Annotated in this window: 25 protein-coding genes; 13 read left to right on the top strand and 12 right to left on the bottom strand. The window is 63.3% G+C overall.

Going from position 1 to position 19,290, the window contains the following annotated elements; all coding sequences use genetic code 11:
- Nucleotides 1-5: 5 nt before the first annotated feature.
- The gene (locus ACVISU_RS35495) at nt 6-1,379 is read right to left on the bottom strand and encodes a tyrosine-type recombinase/integrase (RefSeq protein WP_456710037.1); all 1,374 of its coding nucleotides are present in this window, start codon (nt 1,377-1,379) and stop codon (nt 6-8) included.
- Nucleotides 1,380-1,645: 266 nt separating this feature from the next.
- Between ACVISU_RS35495 and ACVISU_RS35490 the strand changes: the two genes are divergently transcribed.
- Nucleotides 1,646-1,855 (top strand): hypothetical protein, encoded by a 210-nt coding sequence (locus tag ACVISU_RS35490; protein ID WP_456710036.1) that lies wholly within the window; start codon nt 1,646-1,648, stop codon nt 1,853-1,855.
- A gap of 30 nt (nt 1,856-1,885) precedes the next feature.
- Nucleotides 1,886-2,284, top strand: a complete 399-nt coding sequence (locus tag ACVISU_RS35485; RefSeq protein WP_050401156.1) for a hypothetical protein — start codon at nt 1,886-1,888, stop codon at nt 2,282-2,284.
- 82 nt (nt 2,285-2,366) lie between these two features.
- Here ACVISU_RS35485 and ACVISU_RS35480 read toward each other — a convergent pair whose 3' ends face one another.
- Nucleotides 2,367-2,591 carry a hypothetical protein gene (locus tag ACVISU_RS35480; protein ID WP_050401157.1) on the bottom strand — a complete coding sequence of 75 codons (225 nt, stop codon included), beginning with the start codon at nt 2,589-2,591 and terminating at the stop codon, nt 2,367-2,369.
- Nucleotides 2,592-2,790: 199 nt separating this feature from the next.
- On the opposite strand from ACVISU_RS35480, the gene ACVISU_RS35475 reads away from it, so the two are divergent.
- Entirely contained in the window at nt 2,791-3,495 is a 705-nt protein-coding gene (locus ACVISU_RS35475; RefSeq protein WP_456710035.1) for a response regulator transcription factor, read from the top strand.
- 7 nt (nt 3,496-3,502) lie between these two features.
- Here the strand turns inward: ACVISU_RS35475 and ACVISU_RS35470 are convergent, their stop codons facing one another.
- Both ACVISU_RS35470 and ACVISU_RS35465 read right to left on the bottom strand, forming a co-directional pair.
- A complete protein-coding gene (locus ACVISU_RS35470; protein WP_456710034.1) occupies nt 3,503-5,452 on the bottom strand; it encodes a PAS domain S-box protein in 1,950 nt (649 codons plus the stop codon).
- A gap of 270 nt (nt 5,453-5,722) precedes the next feature.
- Nucleotides 5,723-6,184 carry a group III truncated hemoglobin gene (locus ACVISU_RS35465; RefSeq protein ID WP_050401160.1) on the bottom strand — a complete coding sequence of 154 codons (462 nt, stop codon included), beginning with the start codon at nt 6,182-6,184 and terminating at the stop codon, nt 5,723-5,725.
- Between the two features lie 97 nt (nt 6,185-6,281).
- On the opposite strand from ACVISU_RS35465, the gene ACVISU_RS35460 reads away from it, so the two are divergent.
- Nucleotides 6,282-6,716: an RrF2 family transcriptional regulator gene (locus tag ACVISU_RS35460; protein WP_456710033.1), complete on the top strand. Its 435-nt coding sequence runs from the start codon at nt 6,282-6,284 to the stop codon at nt 6,714-6,716.
- 29 nt (nt 6,717-6,745) lie between these two features.
- Here the strand turns inward: ACVISU_RS35460 and ACVISU_RS35455 are convergent, their stop codons facing one another.
- Entirely contained in the window at nt 6,746-7,423 is a 678-nt protein-coding gene (locus tag ACVISU_RS35455) for an SET domain-containing protein (protein WP_050401186.1), read from the bottom strand.
- A 165-nt stretch (nt 7,424-7,588) separates the two neighbouring features.
- Between ACVISU_RS35455 and ACVISU_RS35450 the strand changes: the two genes are divergently transcribed.
- Nucleotides 7,589-8,191 carry a hypothetical protein gene (locus tag ACVISU_RS35450; RefSeq protein WP_456710032.1) on the top strand — a complete coding sequence of 201 codons (603 nt, stop codon included), beginning with the start codon at nt 7,589-7,591 and terminating at the stop codon, nt 8,189-8,191.
- On the opposite strand, the gene ACVISU_RS35445 is transcribed toward ACVISU_RS35450, so the two are convergent.
- Nucleotides 8,188-8,688 carry a DUF6321 domain-containing protein gene (locus ACVISU_RS35445; RefSeq protein ID WP_456710031.1) on the bottom strand — a complete coding sequence of 167 codons (501 nt, stop codon included), beginning with the start codon at nt 8,686-8,688 and terminating at the stop codon, nt 8,188-8,190. The two genes, ACVISU_RS35450 and ACVISU_RS35445, sit on opposite strands and share 4 nt — an antisense overlap.
- Before the next feature lie 193 nt (nt 8,689-8,881).
- Nucleotides 8,882-9,601, bottom strand: coding sequence for a TetR/AcrR family transcriptional regulator (locus ACVISU_RS35440; RefSeq protein ID WP_050401164.1), 720 nt, complete (start codon nt 9,599-9,601; stop codon nt 8,882-8,884).
- A gap of 112 nt (nt 9,602-9,713) precedes the next feature.
- Between ACVISU_RS35440 and ACVISU_RS35435 the strand changes: the two genes are divergently transcribed.
- The 4 genes from ACVISU_RS35435 to ACVISU_RS35420 all read left to right on the top strand — a co-directional run bounded on the left by ACVISU_RS35435 (nt 9,714) and on the right by ACVISU_RS35420 (nt 12,971).
- A complete protein-coding gene (locus tag ACVISU_RS35435; protein WP_456710030.1) occupies nt 9,714-11,117 on the top strand; it encodes a carotenoid oxygenase family protein in 1,404 nt (467 codons plus the stop codon).
- A gap of 293 nt (nt 11,118-11,410) precedes the next feature.
- Nucleotides 11,411-11,986 carry a hypothetical protein gene (locus ACVISU_RS35430; RefSeq protein ID WP_456710029.1) on the top strand — a complete coding sequence of 192 codons (576 nt, stop codon included), beginning with the start codon at nt 11,411-11,413 and terminating at the stop codon, nt 11,984-11,986.
- Between the two features lie 54 nt (nt 11,987-12,040).
- Entirely contained in the window at nt 12,041-12,595 is a 555-nt protein-coding gene (locus tag ACVISU_RS35425) for an inner membrane-spanning protein YciB (RefSeq protein ID WP_456710028.1), read from the top strand.
- Nucleotides 12,596-12,674: 79 nt separating this feature from the next.
- The gene (locus ACVISU_RS35420; protein ID WP_050401168.1) at nt 12,675-12,971 is read left to right on the top strand and encodes a hypothetical protein; all 297 of its coding nucleotides are present in this window, start codon (nt 12,675-12,677) and stop codon (nt 12,969-12,971) included.
- Between the two features lie 9 nt (nt 12,972-12,980).
- Here ACVISU_RS35420 and ACVISU_RS35415 read toward each other — a convergent pair whose 3' ends face one another.
- A complete protein-coding gene (locus ACVISU_RS35415; protein WP_456710027.1) occupies nt 12,981-13,655 on the bottom strand; it encodes a DUF429 domain-containing protein in 675 nt (224 codons plus the stop codon).
- Complete coding sequence (locus tag ACVISU_RS35410; RefSeq protein ID WP_456710026.1) at nt 13,652-15,304, bottom strand: fumarate hydratase; 1,653 nt, start codon at nt 15,302-15,304, stop codon at nt 13,652-13,654. Before ACVISU_RS35410 ends, ACVISU_RS35415 begins: the two co-directional genes overlap by 4 nt.
- A gap of 233 nt (nt 15,305-15,537) precedes the next feature.
- Between ACVISU_RS35410 and ACVISU_RS35405 the strand changes: the two genes are divergently transcribed.
- Both ACVISU_RS35405 and ACVISU_RS35400 read left to right on the top strand, forming a co-directional pair.
- Nucleotides 15,538-15,855 (top strand): Kazal-type serine protease inhibitor family protein, encoded by a 318-nt coding sequence (locus ACVISU_RS35405; protein WP_456710025.1) that lies wholly within the window; start codon nt 15,538-15,540, stop codon nt 15,853-15,855.
- 102 nt (nt 15,856-15,957) lie between these two features.
- Nucleotides 15,958-16,419, top strand: coding sequence for a hypothetical protein (locus ACVISU_RS35400; RefSeq protein WP_456710024.1), 462 nt, complete (start codon nt 15,958-15,960; stop codon nt 16,417-16,419).
- A gap of 4 nt (nt 16,420-16,423) precedes the next feature.
- Here ACVISU_RS35400 and ACVISU_RS35395 read toward each other — a convergent pair whose 3' ends face one another.
- Nucleotides 16,424-16,864, bottom strand: coding sequence for an SRPBCC family protein (locus ACVISU_RS35395; RefSeq protein WP_456710023.1), 441 nt, complete (start codon nt 16,862-16,864; stop codon nt 16,424-16,426).
- Nucleotides 16,864-17,190, bottom strand: coding sequence for an ArsR/SmtB family transcription factor (locus ACVISU_RS35390; protein ID WP_456710022.1), 327 nt, complete (start codon nt 17,188-17,190; stop codon nt 16,864-16,866). The genes ACVISU_RS35395 and ACVISU_RS35390 overlap by 1 nt, the downstream gene beginning before the upstream one ends.
- A 156-nt stretch (nt 17,191-17,346) precedes the next feature.
- Here ACVISU_RS35390 and ACVISU_RS35385 point away from each other — a divergent pair, with 156 nt between their 5' ends.
- A complete protein-coding gene (locus tag ACVISU_RS35385) occupies nt 17,347-18,021 on the top strand; it encodes a methyltransferase family protein (RefSeq protein WP_456710021.1) in 675 nt (224 codons plus the stop codon).
- Nucleotides 18,022-18,030: 9 nt separating this feature from the next.
- Entirely contained in the window at nt 18,031-18,390 is a 360-nt protein-coding gene (locus ACVISU_RS35380; protein WP_456710020.1) for a GFA family protein, read from the top strand.
- Nucleotides 18,391-18,507: 117 nt separating this feature from the next.
- On the opposite strand, the gene ACVISU_RS35375 is transcribed toward ACVISU_RS35380, so the two are convergent.
- The gene (locus ACVISU_RS35375) at nt 18,508-19,215 is read right to left on the bottom strand and encodes a glutathione S-transferase (RefSeq protein WP_456710019.1); all 708 of its coding nucleotides are present in this window, start codon (nt 19,213-19,215) and stop codon (nt 18,508-18,510) included.
- Nucleotides 19,216-19,290: the final 75 nt, after the last annotated feature.

The following is a 19,290-nucleotide window of genomic DNA, read 5'->3' as shown; positions in this document are numbered from 1 at the left end:
TCTAGTTAGCGGTTCACGAACCCTTCAGCGGGCGCGGACTTTCTTGGATCAGCAAAGCTATCGATGCGATCGGCCCAATGCTGCATCAGCTTGGTGCGTGAACCGATCAGCGCCAACGGCCCGTGCCGTTTATAGGTCGCCTTAACTGAATTGCTGTCGAGGTGAGCCAATTGCAACTCGATGGTGTCGCCGTCCCATACCTTGGTTTCCTCGATTTCCTCATGGTGGCAAAGGGTCGAGAAAGTCGTGCGGAAACCATGTGCGCAATGCTCGGCCTTGGTATCAATGCCGAGGGCGCGCAGTCGCTGACATAGCGTTCTGCTCGACAACGGCGCGTCTTCGGCGCAAGCGAACACGTAGCGCCGATTGCCCGTGATCTGTTGCACGCGTTGCAGGATCGCGAGCGTCTGCCGCGACAGCGGGACGACATGGTCCCATCCGGTTTTCATCTTCGCCGCGGGGATGGTCCAGCGTTTGGCATCCCAGTCGACTTCCGCCCATTCCATGGCGTTGATCATGCCGGGACGGGGGACCGTCAATGCGTCGACCCGGAGGGCATCACCGACCACATCGCCAAATCTGGCCTTCTCCCATGGCGGCATGATCAGGCTAAACAGGCGAACGACATCCTTCGGCTCAGTGACGCCCGGGCGCGGCGTCGAGACGTTCACACTGAGCTGCTTCTTGCAGGCTCGGAACGGATTGTAGCCGTCGCCTTCGAGGTCGGCATAATCGCAGACCTGCTCGCCGATACTATGAACCCGGTCACGGGTCTCCAACCTCCCATCGGCCTGCATCGTCCGAAAGAAGGCAAGCACGTCGGGGCGCTTGATGTCCGGCCGGTAGAAGTTGCCGAAACGATCCTTGAGGTAGCCAGACCATCTTTCAAGCAGCGCGACGGTTTGCGCACTGCGCACTGTGACAAGCCTGCCCCGCTTGATCTTCTCGGTTTTCTTCTCCGCAAGCCATTCATCGATCCACACGCCGAAAGGACGTTCGGCCGCCTGGCGATGCCGCTCGAATTGCTTCTCGATTGAGGGATCAACTGGCCTGTCCTCGGTTAGCAGAGCCTTTGCAGCGTCACGTTTCTGGCGCGCCGCGGCGAGCGAGACGGTGCCGTCGTTGCCGTTGCCGTAAGGCCCGATGGAGTAGGTCTTTTGCCTGCCGTGAAAACGATAGGCCATTCGCCAGAGCTTGGAACCCGCTCTGCCCGTTCCGTTCGGATCCGGCGTGATCAAGAGATAGAGCCCGCCGCCTGTTGCGTCAGAAATCTTGGTCGCTCGCCACGCCCCGTTCTCAAACTTCGGCTTGGCCGCGCGACAGTCGACGTCAGTCCTGATCTGCCTGGGATTGGCGTCCTCACCTTTGTCGCGTGCCATCTCCTCCGGGTTCCTTTCGTTCGGAATATCGTAATTTCACCGAGAACGTTTGTTCTCCCGATACCAACAAAAATACCAACAAATCGGGCGGCTGGAGGCGGATGAGAACAAACAGTGACGGACACCGATGTACGCAGAAGCACCTGTTTTTCAAGGGGTTTTACTCGCCGCGCGAACGACATCGAACACCTTCGAACAGGTCAATTTTTTACGCCTGAGGTAATCGAATTGGCGCGCGGGCCGGCTCATCTTCCACGGCACAGGAGATGACCATGCTGATGCTGTTCCTTATCCGCGCCTTCGCCGTCCTGCTCCCGGGGCTGATCCATCTCGCCACCTGGCTGGTCGCGCGCTCGCTCAACATGCCCCAGCCGCTCGTGCACGCGACCAGCATGTTCGTGTTCGCGCAGGTCCATGCGGTCGAGATGAGGGTCGGCAAGGGCCTGTGGCGTCAGCTGCAATCCCTGATGCGCTGAAAACCCAACCCAACTCGAGGAGACACTGCCATGATCCATTCGTCCCAGCTGCTGCGCCGCGCCTTGCTTGCCGACGCCGTGTTCAGCGGCACATCGGCTGTCGCGATGGTGCTCGACGCCGGCGCGCTGGCATCGCTGCTCGGCTTGCCGGAGGCTCTGCTGCGCGAGACCGGGCTGTTCCTGATCGCCTATACCGCGCTGGTCGGCTTTCTCGCCGCGCGAACCTCGCTGCCGAAAGGACCCGTGATCCTCGTGGTCGCCGGCAACGCGGCCTGGACGCTGGCCAGCGTCGCGCTGCTGCTGTCGGGCGCAGTATCGCCGAACCTGGTCGGAACACTCGTGGTCCTCGCCCAGGCGATCGCTACCGGCGTGTTCGCCGAGTTGCAATTTGTCGGGTTGCGGAGGAGCGAGGGTATGGCCGCGGCATAGAATTCTGCAGCTTGGAAAGAGCCCCCGGCGCGTCAAACCTGTTTGGGGGCTGGGGGGCGGTCTGGGCGCGCCGGGGCAGAATTTAGACCGTGGCCTCGCCCGCGGCCCGAACAGCGTTCGCGTAGGCCGCGAGCCGCTCATAATCAGCAGCCTCCCGCGCGAGTGCCGCCGCCCGGTGTGCCGGTGCTTGGCCTGCCTTCGTGCGCGCCCATGTCGCGCATCGCCGCCAATAAGCGGGATCGTACGCCTCCATCGGAGTGATGGGGTCCTGCCGTTCGTTCTGGAAGCAGTTGCTGGTTTCCGACATTCTGCCGCTCTCAGCCGCTCTAGACGTTTCGTCCTTGGTCGCTTGCGCAACGTAGCCGCGCAAGCGCGGTCGATGCGATTCGAGATTTGTGCAGATTTGTCGACGATGCCCGTGCGGCCCTGCAGCATGTGGCATTGATCCACCTCAATGAAATGCAGCAGAAACTGATACAATCGCGCATCCAGAATTGGTCTCACGCATGCGGCTTCCACAAAAAACCGTCCTCGTCATAGACGACGATCCAGAGGTTCGAGCGGTGTTGACGTCTGGCTTGGCGGCAGAAGGTTTCGTAGTGAACAAAGCCGAAAGTCGCGAAGCGGCAATCAAGCAACTAGAACAGAGCACCGTTGACCTGATCACGCTCGACATCGGGCTCGGCCAAGACGATGGCTTGCAGCTGGCGCGCGAGATCAGGACCATGATCAACGTGCCGATCCTGATCATCACGGGCCGGGCTGAGCCGATCGATCGTGTCCGCGGGCTCGAGCACGGTGCCGATGACTATGTCACCAAGCCTTTCCACATCCGTGAGGTCATACTGCGCGTGCGCACGCTGCTCGACCGCTACGACGACACCCGCGAGAATCAACGCTCCGTTCCCGACGCCTACACTTTCGACCATGCGATTCTTGACCTCCGGCGCCGCGCGCTGCGCCGACTGAACGGAGAGGTCATCGACCTGACCGAGACCGAAATCAAACTGCTCGAGCTTTTCCTGCGCCATCCATCACGTGTCCTCTCGCGTGACGAGATCAATACCTACTTGCGAGGACGCGACTGGTCCCCGCTCGATCGCAGCCTCGACGGCCATGTTGCCCGCCTGAGGCGCAAGCTCGAGCCGCTCTCCGACGAACCCCATCTGATCAAAAGCGTCAGAGGGGTGGGTTATGTGTTTTGTGGATAGCATGCAGCTAGATTGCCGGTGCTGGTCTCGCCGCCAACGCCTGCTCGATGCTGCGCGCGAGTTGCTCGCGGCTGTAAGGCTTGAGCAGCAGCGCAGATCCATTGCTGGATTCCCCGGTGCTGACTTCACCGGGATAGCCGCTGGTCAGTACGACCGCCGTCCGCGGCCGGTGCGCGCGGATCCATTTTGCAAGCTGATACCCCGACATGCCGGGCATCACCACATCCGCAAAAACGAGATCAATCGCGTCATCGTTCCGCAACGTCGTCACGGCCTCCTCCCCGGTTCGCGCTTCGAGCGCAACATAGCCGAGCGCTTCCAGCCGCTTCATAGCAATCTCGCGCACCTCATCATCGTCGTCGACGACCAGGATGGCTTCGCCGTCGCCGAACGGGATCGGCAGCGGATCAGCAAGCATCTGTGCCGATATGGCAGCCTCGATACATGGAAAATGGAGGGTCACAGTGGTGCCCCTTCCGGGCGCACTGGCGATCTTCGCGAAGCCGCCTGCGAGCTTTGCCAGGTTCTTGACCGTGGTCAGCCCCAATCCGGTGCCTCGCCCCGGTTTCTTGGTCGAGTAGAACGGCTCCCAGACCTTGTGCAGGACATCGGCCGGCATCCCTTCGCCGGTATCGGTCACGGAGAGGCACACGAAGCGGCCCGGTGCGGCTGTGCCGGCCTCTTCCGTCACATGCATGTTACGCGTGGCGATCGTGATGTTGCCGCCCTCAGGCATTGCATCCCGGCTGTTTGCGGCCAGGTTCAGAAGCGCGCTGCACAGCTCACCCGCAGGGACTCGCGTCGGCCAGAGTTCCTCGAGGAGGTCCAGACGCAGCGTCCACTGGCCCGCAACCAGGCTCTCGAGCAGCGGCACCGTCTCGCGCACGACGTCGTTGAGTGAAACGATCTCCCATTCGCCTTCGGGCTTGCGTGCCAGCGCCAGCAAGCGTCGGGTCACCGTAGAGGCCATTTTGGCCGCCTGCAGCGAGCGACTGACGAGATGCTGCGCCACGCGATCGCCTATTCGTGGCTCGGCGAGTTCGAGGTTTCCCAGAATGACGGCAAGCGAGTTGTTGAAATCATGAGCGACGCCACCTGCAAGCAGTCCGACTGCGTCGAGCCGCTGCCTCTCGGCTACCAGCCGTTCGGCCTGCTTTCTCTCGGTCACATCCGAGAGCGTGCCGCAATAGAGCTGCGCACCATTTTCGTTTCGCCAGGTGGTGATGGCCAGTTCCGCGGGAAACACGGTGCCGTTTTTGCGCCTGGCGGTTACCTCGCGGCCGATGCCGATGATATTCCCCTGGCCGGTTTCGGCATATCGGCGCAGATAGCCGTCGTGAGCCATCGCGTCGGCCTCCGGCATCAGAAGGGCAACGTTCTTGCCGAGCAACTCGCCTGATTGATAGCCGAAGACCGCGAGCATCGCCGGATTGACCGCTTCGATGATCCCTCGCGCGTCGATCAGGATGATCGGATTGGGCGCCGCCTCGAATATCGCGCGATACCGATCCTCTGAGGCGCGCAACAGTTCGCGATCGCGACGAAGCTCTTCCTCGGCCGCCCTTCTGCGGGTGATATCCTCGGTGAGGATCAATATCCCGCCGATATCACCGTCCGGTCCGAACCAGGGCCGGACGTCCCACCTCAGCCAATGCACCGTCCCGTCGACGCGCTCGAACCTCTCCTCGTCCGAGCTGCAGGTTTCGCCGTTCATCGCGCGCTGGTGGATCTCGCGCCAGGCTTGCGGAATCTCCGGGAAGACTTCGTAATGCGACCGGCCCTCGATTTTTCCAAGCAGGCCATAATCGTCGATCCAGCGCCGGCTCGCCGCCAAATAGCGCATCTCGCGATCAAACATGGCGATCGCAACAGGCGCATACTCGACGAAGCCGCGAAACTGATCACCATTTGCAGGACGGAGAGACTTTTCCGTCCCTTTTTCGTCCGCTCGCGCCATTGCCCCTCCAGATCGGAGCGCAAGACTGGAACGAAACGTAAGCACTCACTTGATGCGTATCAAATCCGGGTGCAGCGCACAAATCTGCACAAAGATCGTATTCCGATCAGCGGCTCGGTCGGCAATAGTCGCCACATGTTGCGATGCGAGACCGGGAATTGCCTTGGGTCCCAATTTGAAGTGCGCAACGAGGTGGAGGCTGGGGCAACCCTGTTACTAACCGTCCACCGAATGGAGGCCGCCTTCCGGGCGGCCTCTGCCTTTGCGAGGCTACTGTGCCGTTCGGACTTCAGTTTGCCTGTAACGCTCGCCCACACCGAGCATCACGCCCTGCGCGCTGGCGACGCCCATTTCCAGACTCGCCGCGATACGCCGCGCGCGCTCGATGAAATGATCCGCTGCGACCGGCGGGCACAGTTCATGCGCGGTTGCCTCGAACAGTTCGAGCCAGCGGTCGAAATGCGCGGCATCGACCGGCAGCTTCATGTGCTTGACCATCGGCGTGCCGTGATAGCGCCCGGTCATCAGCGCGACCGAGGACCAGAACGCGCACATCTGGGCCAAATGCGGCTCCCAATCGGTGATCCTGGCTTCGAACACCGGCCCGATCATCGGGTCCTTGCGGACCTTGGCGTAGAATCCGTGCACCAGTTGCTCGATCATGGCCTCGGTGATCCCGGTCCGCGCGATGATCTCGGCGGTGATCCGCTCGCGGCGCTCTGCTGCCGTCATGCCTCACATCCTAAATAGGTATTTGAAATACCTATTTAGACTGCTATAGCGGATCCGCCAAGCGCCGATTTCCAAGAGCTGATTTCAAAGGGCTTTCATGCGCCTGACATCATTCACGGATTTTGCGTTGCGCGCGCTGATGCGGCTGGCCGGCGAGCCGGGCCGCTCATTCGCGACCAGCGAGATCGCGGCCGAGTTCGGCATCTCCCGCAATCATCTCGCCAAGGTGGTGCGCGACCTCGCCGAGGCCGGCTTCATCGCGACCCAGCGCGGCGCCGGCGGCGGATTCTCGCTGGCGCGCGCCCCACAGGCGATCACGCTCGGCGAGGTGGTGCGCGCGCTCGAAGGCGGCAGCGCGCTGGTCGAATGTTTCAGGGATGATGGCGGAGACTGCGCGCTGCTGCCGCGCTGCCGCCTGAAGGCGAAGCTCGCGGCGGCCCGCGAGGCCTTCATGCGCGAGCTTGACGAAACCACGCTCGCCGAATGCGCCTACCTGCCGCGTCCTGGGCGCCATCCGGCGCGCGCGTCATGACGATCGGCGAGCCGGATCGGTTTCGGAACTCAGGCCTGCAGCACACGCGCGGCGCCGCGCTTTGACGGCGTTGCCCGCTTGCCGGCTGCGGCCGTCAGGTTGTGGCCGTTGAGGTGCTTGCCATTCAACGTCTTGCCGTTGCCGAGCTTGCCGTTGGCCTTCGCGACTTTCTTCGCGCCGGCCTTCCTCTGCCTGGCCCGCTTCTCAGCGACCTTCTCGGCCTCGCGCTTGGCTTTCCGCTCGGCCTTTTCCTTCAGCCGCAGCCGCTCCGCCCTCGCCTCCGCGCGCTTCTTCTTGCGCTTCTTCTCGCAAGCGTCGCACTTGCAGCCGATCGGCTTCAGATAGGCTTTGAAATAGTCGGTTCCGTAATCGTAGTTGATCTCGTCGCCCGGCTCGATGTCCTTGATGGCGCGGATGAACACCTTGCGCTTGCGCGGCTTGACGTCGGACTCCGCGTTCGGCCTGCAGGCGTGGTTGATGTAGCGGGCGACGTTCTCGCGGATCGAGCCGTCGATGGTCCAGCGATTGGTGAGCTCGAACAAATACTTGTTCTCGATTGCGTCCTCATCCTTCTTCTTCGAGTCGAGCAGCGGCCCGAAATAGCGGATGATCTTGGTCCCCTTCTTGATCGGCTTAGTGGCGAAGAGGCCAAGGCCAGTACGGGAACGGCCGACGCGATAGGGCTTGTGCGATAATGATGCGGGCATGACGATCAAGGCTAAGGCACGCAAGGTGCACGCGACAGAAGTTGCGAAGCCGCCCTTCTAGGACGATTCCGCGCGCCTGTCAGGTGTTTCCCGCGTGTCTGTTGAACCTTCCCCAGATTGCATATGTCAGACACAAAGTAACGTCCGGATTGCAGGTTTCCCCCGATGAAATACCCTGCTTTTGCAACAATCGTTGTGGCGCTCGCCAGCGCAAATCCTGGTCAGGCTGGCACCCAAACGATCAGCAGCTTCTATACATCGACCGCGCCGAAGGCCTGCCGGATGATCGGCAAACCCAACGAGGAGGACGGCAGCACCACGCGGGTCTGCCCGGGGAAATCCGGCCTCGTGGTGCTGATCAACGAGGGCGACCTGCGCGAAGTGGTGTCGGTCGGCCGAAACCGTGCGGCAGCAGCCAGGGAACCGGCGGCGCAGGCCTGGTTCGGCCCGTTCAGCTCGAGCGGCGATACGGTCGAATGGCGTGCCGCCGACAGCAAGCCCTTCGCGATCATCCAGCGCTGGCAGATCGCCGACAACAGCGAGCAGGACAAGCGCGGCGGTCCGGTTTCACGGGCAATGCTCGCGGTGACGCGGCTACCGCCGGGCGAGGTCTGTCACGTCGCCTATGTCGACGTCGCCGCCAACCCCAACGCCAACGAGCTGGCGAGGCAGGCCGCCGACGATTTCGCCCGCGACTTCAAATGCGGCGCCGACCAGGTGAAGACGATCGGACAGAGCGGCCGCACCACCTCACTGACGAAGCGCTAGCGCTTCGGCTGCTTTGCGCGCTTGTAGCGTTCGAGCAACCGTTCGCCCCTGGCCGCGATGCGACGCGCGGCGGCCACCGTTTTGGGAACCGGTTCGCCCCAGGCATGGGCCGATAGCGCATGTCGCGTCGGCCGTCCCCGATCATCGACCAGCGGCGGCAACTGCTTGCGGCCGTAGAAGCGCACCGCCCAGCTGCCCTTGCGCCGCATGTCCTGCGGCGTCATCTCGGACTCCTTCTTCGTGACGCCGGGCTTCAGATGCGCGCCCTGCTTCTCGGCGAATGCCTTGCGGCCCGCCGCGGTGAGGCCGCCGCGCGGATCCTTTTCGCGGCTGCCGCCGGCGCGCTTTCGTCCCGACGCTTTTGCGGTCTTGCGCTTCTTTGCCGCACTCTTCTTCGCGGAGCTTCTCTTCGCCGAGCTTCTCTTCGCAGCGGTGCGCTTGTACGCGGCCCGCTTCCGTCCAGAGGTCTTTGTCTTGCGCTTCGTCTTTGCTGCCATGCGCATATTGTCCACGAGGTTTGGATAGCGCCGTCCGGCACGCCGTGCGGCCGCCTTGGCCGCAGCCTTCCTGGGCGGCGACAAATGCTTCGATGATTTGCCCGCCCGCTTGCGCGGGTTCGGACGTTTCCAGGGAACGCGGGGCGATCGTGCCATGTCGCGTCAACGCGCCAGCACGACGAGGGTTGCTTGGTTAAGTCCGCGCCGAGCGGCCCGCGGACAAACGCAGCATCGCGGTCAACAACGTTTCCACAGATGTGCCCTCGGGCGCCCGATCCAGAATCGTCTTGAGGCGTCCGTCGAGCAGCAACATGGTGAAGCCATGCACCAGCGACCAGGCCGACGCGATCGCGGCCGCCTGGTCCAATGTAAGCTGCTCCTTGGAAATCTGTTCATGCCGGCTGGCGGCGACGCCACGGGTCAGCCCGGCGAACGAAGCCTCTGACGCCTCGTGCAGCGACGGCCGCGCATGATCGAGCCGCTCGCTGCGGAACATCAGCCCATACATACCGGGATGCGCCTGCGCATAGGCGACATAAGCCCTGGCGCTCGCCACTCCCTTTTCGGGCGGTGTTGCCGCTGAAGCGTCCGCCGCCGCCATCGCCTGGCCGAATTGCCGGAAACCGATCGCCGCGAGTTCACTGAGCAAACCGGTAAGGTCGCCGAAATGATGTGTGGGAGCCGCATGCGACACGCCTGCCTCGCGCGCCACCGCACGCAAGGTCAGTCCGGCCAACCCATCACGCTCCAGCACGCGCTCGGCGGCCCTCAGCAGCGCCTCGTGCAGATCGCCATGATGATAAGGCGTGTCGTTGCTCCGGCGCCGCGGACGATCGGCCGTAGCTCGCGCAACCCGGCGCGCCGGGGCCCGTGCCGGGCGAGCCGCCTTGTTTTGTTTGGATAATCTTGCCATCCGGATCTTATAGGTCGCAATTTTTACACTGTAAAGATTTTGCTTGACGAGCAATGGTGTCATCCCTACTGATATCTTTACGATGTAAAGATTATAATGCGGGGAGATGCGAATGCTCGACCAGGTCACCTCCAACACGGCGCGGACCAATCTGGCGCCGATTCCGTTTGAAGCCGATGCGCCGTTCCTGAAGATCACGGGCGAATTGCCGCGCGAGCTCAACGGCACGCTCTACCGCAACGGTCCCAATCCGCAGTTCGACGCGCCGGGCGCGCACTGGTTCGTCGGCGACGGCATGCTGCACGCCTTCCATCTCGAGAACGGCCGCGCCAGCTACCGCAACCGCTGGGTCCGCACCCCGAAATGGCAGGCCGAGCACGATGCCGGCCGCGCACTGTTCGGCGGCTTCGGCCGCAAGATGCCGGACGCTCCTGCCGACATCACGACCGACGGCTGCGTCGCCAACACCAACATCATCTACCATGGTGGCAAGCTGCTCGCGCTCGTCGAGAGCCATCTGCCGACCGAGATCGAGCCCGGCACGCTCAATCGCCTCGGCTATTGCGACTACAAGGGCGCGATCTCAGGCCCCTTCACCGCGCATCCCAAGATCGATCCGGTCACCGGCGAGATGGTGTTCTTCGGCTACAATGCCGCGGGCCCGCTGACGCCGGCGCTGTCGTACGGAGCCGTGAGCTCGTCCGGCGTGGTGACCCGGTTCGAACGCTTCGAAGCGCCTTATGCCAGCATGGTGCATGACTTCATCGTCACCGAGAACCATGTGCTGTTTCCGATCCTGCCGATCACCGGCAGCATGCAGCGCGCGATGAAGGGACAGGCGCCCTACGCCTGGGAGCCGGAGAAAGGCGCCTATGTCGGTGTGATGAACCGCAGCGGCGCGTCGAAGGGCATCGTTTGGTTCCGCGCCGAGACCTGCTACGTCTTCCATGTCATGAACGCGTGGGAAGAAGGCAATCGCATCATCGCCGACGTGATGCAGTTCGAGGAAGCGCCGCTGTTCAACCATCCCGACGGCTCGCCGACCGACCCGAAGAAGAACCGCGCGCGCTATTGCCGCTGGACGTTCGATCTATCCGGCAATACCGACCGCTTCACGCAGACCTATCTCGACGACCTCACCGGCGAATTCCCCCGCGTCGACGATCGCCGCGCGGGATTTGCCAGCAATCACGGCTGGTACGCCTGCGCCAACCCCGATCTGCCGATGTTCGGTGCGCTGTCGGGCATCGTGCATGTCGACGGCCGCGGCAAGCGGCTCGGCCACTATCTGCTGCCCGCCGGCGACACCATCTCCGAGCCCGTGTTCGTCGAGCGCAGCGCCGACGCCAAGGAAGGCGACGGCTGGCTGCTCGCAGTGGTGTGGCGTGCCCGCGAGAACCGCAGCGACCTCGCCGTGTTCAACGCGCAAGATGTCGAGACTGGTCCAACCGCGCTGGTTCATCTCGGTCACCGCGTGCCCGATGGATTCCACGGCAATTGGGTGGGTGCGGAGTAGCTGCGCGTCACTCCAAGCCTGAGAATGCCCAGTCTCTCCACTTGTCATGCCCGGGCTTGTCCCGGGCATTCCTTGTTGGTTCTTGCGAGAAAGACGAGGATGGCTGGGGCAGGCCCGGCCGCGACCGCTGCCAGCACAACGAGCAGCCCACGACCGCTGATGTATCAACATGAATTCACTCACTTTCTTGAGATTGCATCACGATTTTGACACTGTAAAGATATCGCTTGACGCTCGCTTTGCCCGCCCTTAAGGTATCTTTACGATGTAAAGATTGGCCTTTGAGGCTCCCGATGACGATCTTCCTGATCCTCGCCCCTTACGGCGCTTACGCCACGCTGATGCTGGTGACCTCGGCCACGGTGAGTCTGCTCGCTGCTGCGCTGATTTGCCTTGCCGTCATCGCGTTCGACATCGCGCGGGGCCGCAGCATCAAGATCCTCGGCCTCGGCTCAGTGATCGTGTTCACCGCAGTGGGCAGCTACCTCACCTTCGTCGATCCGACGCCGAGCACGATCGCGGTGAAGATCGCCGTCGATGCCGGCATGCTGCTGGTGTCGTTCGGCTCGATCCTGATCGGCCATCCCTTCACGCGGCAATATGCGCTGGAGCAGGTCAATGCCGAGATCGCAAGGCAGCCGGGCTTCCTCTATGCCAACTACCTGATCACCGCAGCCTGGACCGCTGCGACGCTGTTGATGTTGATCGGCAACATCGCGGTGCTCTATGTGCCGGCCGTGCCGCTGTGGACCGGCCTCCTGGTCGCCTTTGCGGCGCGCAACGCCGCGGTGGGCTTCACGCGCTGGTATCCGCAATATCGCGCGGCCAAGTACGGGACGCCGCCGGCCGGCGCGCTGCCGTCACGCTAGACGCTGCCACAACGACATCACAACGATCGTATCGAGGAAACGGGAACCACGACGATGAAGAGCGTATTTGCCAGGCTCGCAAGCGACTTTCTCTCCACCATCGTATTTCTGGTAGTCTACCTCGCCACCGACAACGTCTTGATCGCGACCGCTGTCGCGATTGTGGGTGCCATTGCCCAAGTGGTCTATGCGCGCGTCAAGGGACAGGCGCTCGGCTACATGACCTGGGCGAGCCTTGGGCTGGTGATCGTGCTGGGCGGCGCGACACTGCTCACCAACGATCCGCGCTTCGTGCTGGCGAAGCCTGCAATCGGCCACATCGCGATCGGCGCGATCATGCTCAAACGCGGCTGGATGCTGCGCTATCTGCCGCCGATCGTGACCGAGACCATTCCGGAATACGCCACCCTCGCCGGCTATGCCTGGGCCGGACTGATGTTCATCCTCGCCGCCGGCACCATCGCGATCGCGGCAATCGGCGACATCAAGCTGTGGGCGTTCTACGTATCGGTGGTTCTGCTCGGCGCCAAGATCGCCGCCTTCGCGATCCAGTACGTCGCGTTCCGCTTCCTGGTCGGCAACCGGCTGCGTGCCGCGGCCCGCGCCTGATCGCCGCAGCCGCGAACTAGGCGTGCGCGGCAAGATGGGCTATACCGCCGCCCACGCTGTTAACTGGAGGGAGACATCAATGGCGGTGGACGGAAACTGGAATCTGACGATGACGACACCGATGGGCGAGCGCAAGGCGACGCTGTCGCTGGCAAGCTCCGGCGGCACGCTCACCGGCACGCAGGGTGCCGAGGGAAATTCCACCGAGATCTTCGACGGTACCGTGAATGGCGACAGCGTCGCCTGGAAAGTCTCCATCACCAACCCGATGCCGCTGACGCTCGAATTCACCGGCAAGGTCACAGGCGACGGCATCTCCGGCGAGATGGGTATCGGCCCGATGGGCAGCTTCCCCTTCACCGGCACACGAGCGTAACCGCACCATCTAGAACCAGATCCGCATCGGCAGATCATAGGCATCCAACGGCTGCGATCCCTCGGGAACGCAGCCGTTTGGTTCATGGGCTGCGACCGCCACCGCGCAGGCATCCAGCACGTCGTCGCGCTTCGCACCGGTGCCGATCCGCGCCTCGCCGAGCCAGCGATCGATCTCGCGAAAGCCTGATCGCTTCAGCAGCTTGCGGCGAAGTGCATCACCCTCCTCCGACTTCTTGCGCGGCAAAGGCGCGCCGCCGTTCAGCCGCAGGAACACCAGCTCGGGATGCACCTCGCGGACGTCGCGCGCGGCATTGGCGCGCACAAACGCGTCGACCTCCATGATCTTGCTGCCGAGATGCCAGAGCTGGCGCGAGACGCGGCTCTGGCCGCGGCGCAGCGCTTCCTCATTCGCCTGATCTGGATCGTCAAACTCCTGCCACAGCCAGCGGCGCGCCCCGGTGAAGACGCGCGAGGTGTGCGGGCGCAGCCGCGCGCGAGCCAGACGATCGCAATCGCGCTCGCCGTCATCGGTCATGCCGATCGGGATATCGATCCCGGCACGATCGAACGGACGCGTCAGCGCGTCGGCGACATCGCGGTGAAAGGAAATTGTGCGCCGGTCGCCGTCGATGGTGACGGCGACCCAGCCTTTGGAGAATCCGTCGAGGCCTGTTGCCCTCAACCCAGATTCAATTCCTTGAAGAAGTCGTTGCCCTTGTCGTCGATGATGATGAAGGCCGGGAAGTCGACGACCTCGATGCGCCAGATCGCTTCCATGCCGAGCTCGGGATATTCGACCACCTCGACCTTCTTGATGCAGTGCTCGGCGAGGTTCGCCGCCGCGCCGCCGATCGAGCCGAGATAGAAGCCGCCGTGCTTCTTGCAGGCCTCGCGCACCGCGACGGCGCGGTTGCCCTTGGCGACCATCACCATCGATCCGCCGGCAGCCTGGAACTGGTCGACGAAAGAGTCCATGCGGCCGGCCGTGGTCGGGCCGAACGCGCCGGAGGCGTAGCCATCGGGCGTCTTGGCGGGGCCGGCGTAGTACACCGGGTGGTTCTTGAAGTAGTCCGGCAGCGGCTCGCCCTTCTCCAGCCGCTCGCGCAGCTTGGCGTGCGCGGAGTCGCGCGCCACGATCATGGTGCCGGTCATCGAGACGCGGGTCTTGATCGGATATTGCGACAGCGTGGCCAAAATCTCCTTCATCGGCTTGTTGAGGTCGATCTTGACCACATCGCCGCCGAGCGACTGCTCGACCGCGGGCAGATATTGCGCCGGGTTGTGCTCGAGCTCCTCGAGATAGACGCCGTCCCTGGTGATCTTGCCGAGCACCTGCCGGTCCGCCGAGCAGGAGACGCCGAGCCCGATCGGCAGCGAGGCGCCGTGGCGCGGCATGCGGATCACGCGCACGTCATGGCAGAAATACTTGCCGCCGAACTGCGCGCCGACGCCGAGCGACTGCGTCATCTTGAGGATTTCCTGCTCCATCTCGAGATCGCGGAACGCGTTGCCATCGGCCGAGCCGTGGGTCGGCAGCGCGTCCAGATAGCGCGCCGAGGCAAGCTTCACCGTCTTCATGCAAAGCTCGGCCGAGGTGCCGCCGATCACGATCGCCAGATGATAGGGCGGGCACGCCGCGGTGCCGAGCGTCAGCACCTTCTCCTTCAGGAACGCCAGCAGCCGATCCCTGGTCAGCACCGAGGGCGTCGCCTGGAAAAGAAAACTCTTGTTGGCGGAGCCACCGCCCTTCGCCATGAACATGAACTTGTAGGCATCATCGCCTTCGGCGTAGATTTCGCACTGCGCCGGCATGTTGTTGGCGGTGTTCTTCTCCTCATACATCGACAAGGGAGCGACCTGCGAGTAGCGCAGGTTGCGGCGCAGATAGGCGTCGCGCGCGCCTTCGGAAAGCGCCGCCTCGTCGTCCCCGTCGGTTATGATGTTGCAGCCCTTCTTGCCCATGATGATCGCGGTGCCCGTGTCCTGGCACATCGGCAGCACGCCGCCGGCCGCGATGTTGGCGTTCTTCAGGAAGTCGAAGGCGACGAACTTGTCGTTGTCGCTGGCTTCCTTGTCCTCGAGAATCGAGCGCAGCTGCTTCAAATGGCCCGGCCGCAGATAGTGGTTGATGTCGCCGAAGGCGGCCTCGGAGAGCGCCCGCAGCGCCTCGCGCGACACCACCAGCATGTCCTTGCCCAGCACCTTCTCGACCCGGACGCCCTCGCTCGTCACCTTCTTGTAGGGCGTGGTGTCGGCACCCAGCGGGAACAGCGGGGTGTGCTTGTAGGGCGGAACGGGCTTCTGGTCGGGGAAGGCTGAGGGGGCGTTCATGAGCTGCTCTTTGGGCTTGCAGGTCGGGTTCGTAAAGCCGGTCCGGCCGTGCGGCCGCCGGAATGTAGAGCCGTTCTAAGCCTTTTTCGGACAAAGGAAAGGGAAGCCGGCCGCCTTCCAGCCATGCACGGGACCGGCAATCCATGTGTTACCCTTCATCCGTCGGTAATCTCTGGTTGCCACAACGCTCCAATGATCCGCGAAGCGGTCGTGGAAGCCATCAGGAGACCATCATGAAGACAGCGCTTTTCGTCTGGTTCGCAGCGCTGGCCTTGTTGATCGCGGTCCCGACCGGCGCCGATGCGGCCCGCCTCGGCAAATCGTGCGGCGGCCTTGCCGGCGTTCAGTGCAGCCGTAGCGGCCAGTTCTGCCAGTTCAAGCCGGGACAATGCGGCCGCGCCGACCAGACTGGCAGCTGCGCGTTCCGGCCGACGATCTGCAACAAGATCTATAAACCGGTGTGCGGCTGCGACGGCAAGACTTATGGCAATGATTGCGAACGCCGCGCCGCCGGCGCTTCCAAAGTGCAGGACGGCAAGTGCGCATCCTGACCGGGCCGTATTGACGCGCTGCGCGGGAGCCTGCATGTAGCTTCGCGTATTTTCATACCGCGGGGGTATTTCGTGACAGCACCGTTGCGCCGACGCTTTCCCTTGAGCATCCGCTCTTTTCTGCCGGCCGCGCTGATCGCGCTGGCGACAGCCTTCGCTGCCGCGCCCGCGCATGCCGATCCCTGCGAGGACATCGCCAAGCAGCTCGCCGGCCAGATCGACGGGCTGAAGGTCAATTTCAGCGCCGCCAACATCACATACCTCACACACCCGGCGGCGAAGGAATTGTCGCTCGGCTGCCGTGGCAAGGACTACTCGATCGAGCTGTTTGCCAAGACCGACCGCAAGATGAAGTCGGAATTCTTCAATCTGGTCGGCTCCGCCACGGCGTTGGTCTTTACGGTGCCGAAGGACGACGCCGCTACCGGCACCTCGCGCTGCCTGAAGCGCATGGGCATCCTGCGCGGCAACACCATCACGATGCGCTATCGCCGCCTCAACCTGGAATGCACGCGCAACAAGACCGAAGCATCGATCACGGTCCGGCGCGGCAAGAACGAGTGATCGGTCAGGCTTCCGCGGCGACCCGCCCGATCGCATCGACGATCTTGCCCCAGCCCGGGCTCATCATGTCGAACGCGAAGCGGTTGCCGGGGAAGACGAAGCCGTCATGCACCATGCGGACAAGCGTGCCGCCCTCGACCGGCGTCAGCGTCCAGGTGACGATCGAGTCGAGTTTCGAGCCGTATTGCGGATTGGTGTCGGCGCCGCCTTTCCAGGAATAGCGCAGCAGGCGCGGCGGATCGCAATTCAACACCTCGCAATGCACGACGCCGTCCCAGTCGCCGATCGGCTTGGTGCGGAAGTTGAACTTGTGCCCGACGCTCGGCTGGAAATCGTTCGGCATCAGCCATTTCATCAGCAAGTCGCTCGTGGTCAGCGTCCGCCAGATTCTGTCGGCGGCATAGGGCAGCACCTTCTCGACCGTGATCGCGTGCGTCTCACCCATCACTCACTCTCCTTCAACAGCCGTTCCAGATTTGCGAAGCGCTCGGCCCAGAACGTCTGGTAATGGCCGAGCCAGTCGATCAGCGGGCTGAGCCCCTTCGGCGCGACGCGATAATGGATGTGGCGGCCCTCGCGCCGCTCGGCGACGAGCCCGGCATCGCGCAGCGCGCGCAGATGCTGCGACACCGCCGGCTGCGACACCTTGGAGCCCTGCACCAGCCCGGTCGCGGCGACCTCCCCTTCCCGGATGATCCGCTCGAACACCGCCCGCCGCGTCGGGTCCGCGAGTGTCTTGAGCACATTGGTCAGCTGCATGGCGGTGGTCATGCTAATGTATAAGCAATTGCTTATACGATTGTCAATGCACAGACAATGCGGTCGCGGCGCAGGAACAGGTCGCCCACTCCGAAAGTTGATGATTGCGGTCGCATGCTTGCCGGAGAAAGAGTGCGATAATCGCGGCTGGAATCACGGAGCCGCCCCATGATCGCAAAGCTCCTCGTGCAGAACACCTTCTTCGTCGTCGCCATGGCCGCGCTGCTGTTTGGCTTCGCCGGCACGCTGCACTGGCCCGGCGCCTGGGCGTATCTGATCGCCTCGGCGCTGATCGGCCCGGCCTGCGGGGCGTGGCTCGCCAAAGTCGATCCCGGCCTGTTGGCCGAGCGCATGCGTCTCACCGCGCGTGAGGGCCAGCCGTCGGAGGACAAGCGCTTCATGCTGGTGTTCCTCGTCGTTGCGGTGCTGTGGTTCGTTGCGATGGGGCTCGACCGGCGCTTTGGCGGCGCCAATGCCGGCGCGACGCTGATCGTGCTCGGCCTCGCACTTTACGTGCTCTCGACCGTGCTGGTCCTGTGGGTGTTCCGCACCAATTCGTTCGCAGCACCCGTCGTGAAGGTGCAGACCGAGCGCCATCATCACGTGATCTCGACCGGCCCCTACGCGCTGGTCCGCCATCCCATGTACGCGAGCGTGATGCTGTTCTTCATCGGCGTGCCGGTGACGCTCGGCTCCTGGTGGGGCCTCGCCTTCGTGCCGGTGTTCTTCGCGATGTTCGCGTTCCGCACAGGGATCGAGGAGCGCACGCTGCTGGCGGGGTTGTCGGGCTATGCCGATTATGCGGCACGGGTTCGCTATCGCCTCGTGCCAGGACTGTGGTGAGGAACCAGCATGGCCGAGACCAAGACCTACACCGGCGGCTGCCATTGCGGCCAGGTGCGCTTCGAATGCACCACCGACATGGCCATGGTCACCGCCTGCAACTGCTCGATCTGCACCAAGAAGGGCCTGCACTTCGTATTCCTGCCGCCATCGAGCTTCCAGCTGCGCGCCGGCGCCGAGAACCTGAAGGAATATCTGTTCAACCGCCACGCGATCCGCCACCAGCTCTGCGTCGATTGCGGCGTCGACGTGTTCGCGCGCGGCAAGAAACCCGATGGCACCGATATCGTGGCGCTGAATGTCAGCTGTATCGACGGCATCGACCTGTCGAAGATCAAGATGACGCCGGTCGACGGGAAAAACCGGTAGCGTTCACACACCGTCATTCCGGGCGGTCCGCAGGACCGAACCTCAGATGCGCAATTGCGCATCGGGGAATCTCGAGATCTCCGCGCTCACGCTTCGCGTGCCCCGGATTGACCGCGCCTACAAATCCAGCGCCTTGTAGCGCCGGAAGATGCCTTCCTCGTTGAACGGAATCCGCCGTTCGCTTCCCAGATACGCCTTGATGTTCGGCCGCTCGGCGACGCGGTCGCGCAACGCGATCAGGCGCGGGACCTTCTTCTCGAACGCGGCCATCCGCTTCGGAAACGCGTAGCGCAGGCCTTCCACGATCTGGAACAGCGACAGGTCGACATAGGTCAGCCGCCGTCCGGTGACGAAGCCGCCGCCGTTCGCTGCGATCAGGTCCTCGAAATAGCCGAGATATTTCGGCACCCGCGATTTCCAGAACTCCTCCGTGCGCTTCTTGGCCGGCGCCTTCTGGTCCTCGTAGTACAGCGACGGGCCGAGCGGATGATGGGTGTCGTGAATCTCCAGCACGAAGTCCGCGATCGTCAGCTGCAATTGATGCACCCAGAGCTTGCCGCCTTCCGCCTTCGGCGCGAGGCCATGGCGCGCGCCGAGATAGAGCAGGATGTTGGCGGTCTGCCCGATCACGAGTTGGCCGGCCTTGAGGAACGGCGGCGCAAAGGGCGGCGTGCCCTTGTGCGCGTCCATCATCTTCATCATGGCGCCGGTGCCGCCCTTGCCACGCGCGACATCGGTATATTCAGCGTCCGCATCCTCGAGCGCGAGCCGAACATATTCGCCGCGGCCCTGGATCATCGGCCAGTAGTAGAGCTGATAGTGCATGCACTTACCTCCAAAAACTTCGCGGCACAGCCTTACTTCATAGCGATCGTAGCTGTGCTGCAGCCAGATCGTCCA

The sequence above is a fragment of the Bradyrhizobium sp. USDA 4452 genome (assembly GCF_054063575.1).
Note: the sequence above shows the minus strand (reverse complement) of the source record. Positions and strands in the feature narration are given on the sequence as shown.

Coding starts and splice junctions, on each gene's coding strand:
- ACVISU_RS35465 (WP_050401160.1), bottom strand. CDS start 6,184: ATGACGGCAGCAGAGCGCCGCGAGCGGATCACCGCCGAGATCATCGCG.
- ACVISU_RS35470 (WP_456710034.1), bottom strand. CDS start 5,452: ATGGCGCGAGCGGACGAAAAAGGGACGGAAAAGTCTCTCCGTCCTGCA.
- ACVISU_RS35480 (WP_050401157.1), bottom strand. CDS start 2,591: ATGTCGGAAACCAGCAACTGCTTCCAGAACGAACGGCAGGACCCCATC.
- ACVISU_RS35380 (WP_456710020.1), top strand. CDS start 18,031: ATGGCCGAGACCAAGACCTACACCGGCGGCTGCCATTGCGGCCAGGTG.
- ACVISU_RS35420 (WP_050401168.1), top strand. CDS start 12,675: ATGGCGGTGGACGGAAACTGGAATCTGACGATGACGACACCGATGGGC.
- ACVISU_RS35455 (WP_050401186.1), bottom strand. CDS start 7,423: ATGCCCGCATCATTATCGCACAAGCCCTATCGCGTCGGCCGTTCCCGT.
- ACVISU_RS35435 (WP_456710030.1), top strand. CDS start 9,714: ATGCTCGACCAGGTCACCTCCAACACGGCGCGGACCAATCTGGCGCCG.
- ACVISU_RS35495 (WP_456710037.1), bottom strand. CDS start 1,379: ATGGCACGCGACAAAGGTGAGGACGCCAATCCCAGGCAGATCAGGACT.
- ACVISU_RS35460 (WP_456710033.1), top strand. CDS start 6,282: ATGCGCCTGACATCATTCACGGATTTTGCGTTGCGCGCGCTGATGCGG.
- ACVISU_RS35490 (WP_456710036.1), top strand. CDS start 1,646: ATGACCATGCTGATGCTGTTCCTTATCCGCGCCTTCGCCGTCCTGCTC.
- ACVISU_RS35410 (WP_456710026.1), bottom strand. CDS start 15,304: ATGAACGCCCCCTCAGCCTTCCCCGACCAGAAGCCCGTTCCGCCCTAC.
- ACVISU_RS35390 (WP_456710022.1), bottom strand. CDS start 17,190: ATGACCACCGCCATGCAGCTGACCAATGTGCTCAAGACACTCGCGGAC.
- ACVISU_RS35405 (WP_456710025.1), top strand. CDS start 15,538: ATGAAGACAGCGCTTTTCGTCTGGTTCGCAGCGCTGGCCTTGTTGATC.
- ACVISU_RS35485 (WP_050401156.1), top strand. CDS start 1,886: ATGATCCATTCGTCCCAGCTGCTGCGCCGCGCCTTGCTTGCCGACGCC.
- ACVISU_RS35450 (WP_456710032.1), top strand. CDS start 7,589: ATGAAATACCCTGCTTTTGCAACAATCGTTGTGGCGCTCGCCAGCGCA.
- ACVISU_RS35375 (WP_456710019.1), bottom strand. CDS start 19,215: ATGCACTATCAGCTCTACTACTGGCCGATGATCCAGGGCCGCGGCGAA.
- ACVISU_RS35445 (WP_456710031.1), bottom strand. CDS start 8,688: ATGGCAGCAAAGACGAAGCGCAAGACAAAGACCTCTGGACGGAAGCGG.
- ACVISU_RS35440 (WP_050401164.1), bottom strand. CDS start 9,601: ATGGCAAGATTATCCAAACAAAACAAGGCGGCTCGCCCGGCACGGGCC.
- ACVISU_RS35385 (WP_456710021.1), top strand. CDS start 17,347: ATGATCGCAAAGCTCCTCGTGCAGAACACCTTCTTCGTCGTCGCCATG.
- ACVISU_RS35430 (WP_456710029.1), top strand. CDS start 11,411: ATGACGATCTTCCTGATCCTCGCCCCTTACGGCGCTTACGCCACGCTG.
- ACVISU_RS35475 (WP_456710035.1), top strand. CDS start 2,791: ATGCGGCTTCCACAAAAAACCGTCCTCGTCATAGACGACGATCCAGAG.
- ACVISU_RS35425 (WP_456710028.1), top strand. CDS start 12,041: ATGAAGAGCGTATTTGCCAGGCTCGCAAGCGACTTTCTCTCCACCATC.
- ACVISU_RS35395 (WP_456710023.1), bottom strand. CDS start 16,864: ATGGGTGAGACGCACGCGATCACGGTCGAGAAGGTGCTGCCCTATGCC.